This window comes from Streptomyces sp. UH6, from assembly GCF_013421635.1.
Taxonomy (GTDB): Bacteria; Actinomycetota; Actinomycetes; order Streptomycetales; family Streptomycetaceae; genus Streptomyces; species Streptomyces abyssomicinicus.
The window spans coordinates 1-5335 of the sequence record NZ_JACADT010000358.1 but is presented as its reverse complement, the minus strand read 5'-3'; the positions used below and the strand labels follow the sequence as shown (position 1 = coordinate 5335).

Sequence of the window (5335 nt, the reverse complement as noted above, 5' to 3'; positions counted from 1 at the left end):
TCCCAGGTGCTCCCCGAGCAGCAGCCAGGCCGCCGCCGCGGCCACCACGGCCTCGGCGCAGGCGACCACGCCGGCGACGGCGGGCGACAGCCGCCGCACCGACACCACGCCGGTGATGTACGCCAGGACGGTCGCGACCAGCACGATCCACGCCAGCAGCACCCAGGCCCGCACCGGGGTGCCGTCCATGCCGACGGTCCCCGCCAGCACGGCCCAGTCCATCCCCCACGGCCGCGCCACCAGGGTCATCGCCAGGCAGCCGACCAGCAGACCGAAGGCGATCACGCCCAACGGGTCGGGCGCCTCCCGGCCGCCGTCGGAGCCGTGATCGGCCAGCACGAAGTAGGCGACCTGGCAGCAGGCGGCGGCGAGGGCCAGCAGCAGCCCCAGGGGGTCGAAGACGAGCCCCGACCAGAACTCGACCACGCACGCCAGCCCGGTCACCGCCAGCACCACGCCCAGCGCCGCCGCGCGGGTGACCGGCCGGCGCTGCACGAACCGCACCCAGCCCAGCACCAGGGCGGGCGCCAGGTACTCGACCAGCAGGGCGACGCCGACCGGGATCCGGGAGATGGCCGCGAAGTAGGCGGCCTGGACGCCCGCCACCGCGAACAGGCCGAACCCGAGGAGCACCAGGGGCCTGCGCCGCACCAGTCCACGGTGCCGCCAGGCCACCGGGAGCAGCACCAGCGCCGCTCCGGTGATCCGCAGCCAGACCACCTCCAGCGGGTCGAGGCCCGCTTCGATCAGCGGCTTGGCCGCCACACCCGATCCACCGAACGCCACCGCGGACAGGACTGCGAGAGTGAGTCCCGCACCCTTCCCGGAACGCTCCACGCCTGTCCCTGAGTCACGCACGCAGTCATGATGACAGCACCCGACAGGACCGTCATCCCGGATAGCTGCTGTCTCATTCCCCGGACCCGCGCGCTCACGGCGGCTGCGGTCCACCGGCCCGCGATTGGCCTTGTCGCGGGCGTGAGGCGGCCCGTTAACGTCCTGTCATGCGTATCCGACTCGTCGACGCCTTCACCGACCGCCCGTTCGGCGGCAACCCCGCGGGCGTCCTGCTCCTGGACGCCTTCCCCGACGACGCCTGGCTGCAGAACGTGGCCCTGGAGATGAACCAGGCGGAGACCGCCTTCGCCCACCCGCTGCCCGGCGGCGGCGAGGCGGACTGGGCCCTGCGCTGGTTCACCCCGGCCGCCGAGGTGAACCTCTGCGGCCACGCCACGCTCGCCACCGCCCATGTCCTGGGCGCCACCGGCGCCCACCGGGGCCCGGTCCGCTTCGCCACCCGCAGCGGGGTGCTGCTGGCCACCCCGGCCGAGGACGGCTCGATCACCCTGGACTTCCCCACCGCCCCGCTGACCACCGTGGAGGCCCCGCCGGGGCTCGCCGAGGCCCTGGGCGCCGAGCCGCTCACCGTCCTGGACACCGGGCCGAACGTGGGAGACCTGCTGGTGGAGGTCGCCGACGAGAAGACCGTGCGCGGCCTCTCGCCCGACCTCAAGGCCCTGGCCACCTGCTCGGAGCGCGGCGTCATCGCCACCGCGCGTCCGGCCGGCCCCGCCGCCGGTCACGACTTCGTCTCCCGCTGCTTCTTCCCCCGGGTGGGCATCGACGAGGATCCGGTGACCGGCAGCGCCCACACGGCGCTGGCCCCGTTCTGGTCGGGGCGCCTGGGCCGTACCGTCCTCACGGGCCTGCAGGCGTCGCGGCGTTCGGGCCTGGTCCGCACGGAACTCCGGGGCGAACGCACCCTGCTGACCGGGCGGGCGGTCACCGTCGTCGAGGGCGACCTGCTGGCGCCGCCGGAGTGACCGGCCGGAGGTGATGGGGGATCAGGGCGCGGTGGGCAGCCAGTCGACCCGCCCGGCGAGCAGCGCGTAGCCCACGAACGCGCCGACGTCGAGCAGCGTGTGGGCCGCCACCAGCGGCCCCACCCGGCCCCACCGCCGGTACAGCAGCACGAACACGACGCCCATCACCAGGTTGCCGACGAATCCGCCGATGCCCTGGTAGAGGTGGTAGGTGCCGCGCAGCACCGAGCTGGCGGCGAGTGCGGCGCCCGGGCTCCAGCCGAGCCCGCCCAGCCGGTGCAGCAGGTAACCGAGGACGATGACCTCCTCGACCACCGCGTTCTGCGCGGCGGAGAGGATCAGCACCGGGAACTTCCACCACACGTCCGGCAGCGCCTCGGGCACCACGGTGAGGTTGAAACCGAGACCGCGGGCCGCGAGGTAGAAGGCGATGCCGGTGCTGCCGATCACCGCGGCGACGGCGGCGCCCCGGCCGAGGTCCGACCACGGCCGGGTCCGGTCGAAGCCGAGCGTCCGCAGGCCCCCTCCCTCACGGGTGAGGAAGTGCGCGACGAGCAGCACGGGGACGAGCGCGGAGGCGATCCCGAAGAGCTGCCAGGCGAGGTCCAGCCAGGGCCGGCCCGGCGCCGCCGACGCGTTGAGGGTGGCCGCCTGGTCCTTGAGTCCGCCGGGCCGCGTCAACGACCCGGTGAAACTGATGACCGCCGCCACGGCGCTGGCGCCCAGCGACAGGGCGAGCACCAGCAGCGTCTCGTCCCGCAGCGTCCGCCGCGACACCACCTCGGACCCCAACCCCGTCACCCACGCCTCCGTCGGACCGCACCACCGGCACCACAGCTTGCCAGAGCGGGCCCCGGGCGGACACTCCCGGCCCGGACCACCGGTGGGGCCGGTGGCCCCTACCGCCCCCCGGACGCGGGCAGCCCCGCGGGCCAGGTGTGCACGGGGTCCCCCCGCCACTGGAGTTCCGCGTACCGCCGCGTGGTCGCCGCCAGCGCCTCCTGCCGCGACATGCCCCGCTCCAGCGCGGTGTGGAACGCCGCCGCCTGCCAGGACGCCCCGTTCACCCGCCTGCGGCACCGCTCCTCGATCACCCCGAGGTACAGCTCGCGGTCGGCCGGCTCGATGCCCCATGCCTCGAGCCCGGCGTGGGCCAGCGGCAGCAGTTCGTCGAGCACCAGCGTCACCGCCTCGACCTGCTGCGTGCCGCCCGGCCGCCCGCGGCGCGGCCACTCCAGCCGCGCGTCGATCCCGTACCGGCACGCGGTCTCGAAGTTGGCGGCCGCCGCCTCGAACGGCAGCCGCGTCCACACCGGCCGCGCCTCCTCCGCCAGCGCCCGCACCAGTCCGTAGTAGAACGCGGCGTTGGCCACCACGTCGATCACCGTCGGCCCGGCCGGCAGCACCCGGTTCTCCACCCGCAGGTGCGCGGTGCCGTCGGCGACGTCGTAGACCGGGCGGTTCCACCGGTACACGGTGCCGTTGTGCAGCACCATCTCGGCGAGCTTGGGCGTGCCGCCGGCGTCGAGCACCTCCATCGGGTCCTCGTCGTCCATGATCGGCAGCAGCGCCGGGAAGTACGTCAGGTTCTCCTCGAACAGGTCGACCGCCGAGGACACCCACCGCTCGCCGAACCATGTCCGCGGCCGGACGCCCTGCGCCTGAAGCTCCGGCGGCCGGGTGTCCGTGGACTGCTGGAACAGCGGCGGCCGCGACTCCCGCCACAGCTCCTTGCCGAACAGGAAGGGGGAGTTGGCGCCCACCGCGATCTGCGCCGCCGAGACGGCCTGGGCCGCGTTCCACACGTCCGGGAACCGCTCGGGCGTGACCTGCAGGTGCAGCTGCACCGAGGTGCAGGCCGCCTCCGGGGTGATCGACCGCGCGGTGGTGGTGAGCCGCTCGACGCCGTCGATCTCCAGCGTGAAGTCCTCGCCGCGCGCGGACACGATCTGGTCGTTCAGCAGCGTGTAGCGGTCGACGTCGGAAATGTTGGCGGAGATCAGATCGTCCCGCTCGAGCGTCGGCAGGATGCCGATCATCACGATCCCGGCGTCGACCTCCCCGGCCTTTCGGTGGGCATATGCCAATGACGTCCGCAGCTCCTCCGCGAGCTGGTCGAATACCTGCCCGCCGAGCCGGTGCGGTTCGATGTTGACCTCGAGGTTGAACATCGCCAGTTCGGTCTGGAAATCACGGCTCGCGATCCGCTCCAGCACTTCCGCATTCATCATTCGCGGCATGCCGTCGGAGCCCGCGAGATTCAGCTCGATCTCCAGACCCATGAGATTCTTCGGCCGGTCGAACTGCCTCTCCTTCAGCAACCGCTCAAGACCCGCCAGGCACCGCTGGAGCTTGTCGCGGTAGCTCTGGCGATCGGACAGGTCGAACGACCCTGCCTCGACCTTCTCCCCCATCGCTGCGTCCTCCTCGGATGGGTCGGCCGCCTCTGCGGCCGGTGTCCGTCTGTCTGTCGCCCGGGTCCCTCGTCCGGTCCGCAACTGATGATGCCCGCCCTGGACGATCGATAACGTCCCCGCGAGGACCCGCCGACCGTTAGGCTGACCTCGAGCGCCATTCGGCACATTCGCACGGCATGACCGTGGGCGCGGATTGACGGGCCTCGAGGCGCGGGTAAAACGGTGGACGAATCCGGCCGACCCCGTCCCGGACATATCCCGAGGTCACCCACCTGGAGCACCCGGGAAATCGGGAGATAACGCGTCGAAATTACGGCGGGAAGAAACCTTGCCGTTCACATGGAAAACAGCTAGCGGAAACACTCCGTGAACACGGGTCGTATAAACTGCGCAAACGAGGCGGAGAAGCGCGTGCGCCCACAGCCGTGCGCCCCGTCACCCTGGTGACTTCGGGCCGGACCCGGTCCGAGCGACGCGACCGGCCCGGCAACGGCTCTCCGACCCCTCGAGCTGACAGCAGACAGCGCCCACCCTCACCCGCGCGCCACCGCGCCTGTCGTAAGAGAGGCGACCCACCATGCCGCTGCATGTCCCGCCGGCACCTCCCGCCGCCCTGCGCACCGTCCTGGCGGCCCTCGGCACCCCCGCCGCGGTCCGTCACGCGCACACGCCGTCCCTGCGCAGCGCCCAGGGACCCCTCAACCCCGAACTGCCCCTGCCGGTCCACGTCCTGGACCGCATCACCGCGGAAGGGGTGCCCGTCATCCGGCTCGCCGGCTGGCGTTTCCTGATCCGTGCCGGCGACCACGCGGTGGCCGCCGCCGAAACCGTGCAGACCGCGGAGGGCTGGGCGTTCTCGCACTTCTTCGAGGGCCCGTACGTCACCTCGACCGAACGCGCCCTGCGCCAGGCCGAGGAGGCGCCGCAGCCCTACCAGCCCCGCCTGCTCTCGGTGCCGGGCCTGTACATGCTGACCCTCTGGCTGCACGCGGACGTCGTGGCGGACGCCTCGGCGGGCCTGCCGGACCCGATGGACCTGCTGATCCCGCTGGCGCCGGCCCCGCCGGGCATCGCCAGCCACCGCCCGCACCGCGT

Annotated in this window: 5 protein-coding genes; 2 read left to right on the top strand and 3 right to left on the bottom strand. The window is 72.8% G+C overall.

All coding sequences use genetic code 11. The annotated features are described in order from the left end of the window. Positions 1 to 837, bottom strand: an 837-nt coding sequence (locus HW445_RS17555; protein WP_308799370.1) for an EamA family transporter, incomplete at its 3' end; no start/stop codon positions are given. Positions 838 to 1004: 167 nt separating this feature from the next. Between HW445_RS17555 and HW445_RS17550 the strand changes: the two genes are divergently transcribed. Continuing rightward, positions 1005 to 1823 carry a PhzF family phenazine biosynthesis protein gene (locus tag HW445_RS17550; protein WP_180221953.1) on the top strand — a complete coding sequence of 273 codons (819 nt, stop codon included), beginning with the start codon at positions 1005 to 1007 and terminating at the stop codon, positions 1821 to 1823. Positions 1824 to 1844: 21 nt separating this feature from the next. Here the strand turns inward: HW445_RS17550 and HW445_RS17545 are convergent, their stop codons facing one another. Both HW445_RS17545 and HW445_RS17540 read right to left on the bottom strand, forming a co-directional pair. Further along, positions 1845 to 2624 (bottom strand): CPBP family intramembrane glutamic endopeptidase, encoded by a 780-nt coding sequence (locus tag HW445_RS17545; RefSeq protein ID WP_151772052.1) that lies wholly within the window; start codon positions 2622 to 2624, stop codon positions 1845 to 1847. A gap of 98 nt (positions 2625 to 2722) precedes the next feature. Next, entirely contained in the window at positions 2723 to 4237 is a 1515-nt protein-coding gene (locus HW445_RS17540; protein ID WP_180221952.1) for a glutamate--cysteine ligase, read from the bottom strand. Positions 4238 to 4817: 580 nt separating this feature from the next. On the opposite strand from HW445_RS17540, the gene HW445_RS17535 reads away from it, so the two are divergent. Next, a partial coding sequence (locus HW445_RS17535; RefSeq protein WP_180221951.1) for a hypothetical protein occupies positions 4818 to 5335 on the top strand: 518 nt, incomplete at its 3' end.

What these genes read in the sequence shown, in the direction of transcription:
- HW445_RS17550 (WP_180221953.1), top strand. Translation starts at nt 1,005, where the DNA reads ATGCGTATCCGACTCGTCGACGCCTTCACCGACCGCCCGTTCGGCGGC.
- HW445_RS17540 (WP_180221952.1), bottom strand. Translation starts at nt 4,237, where the DNA reads ATGGGGGAGAAGGTCGAGGCAGGGTCGTTCGACCTGTCCGATCGCCAG.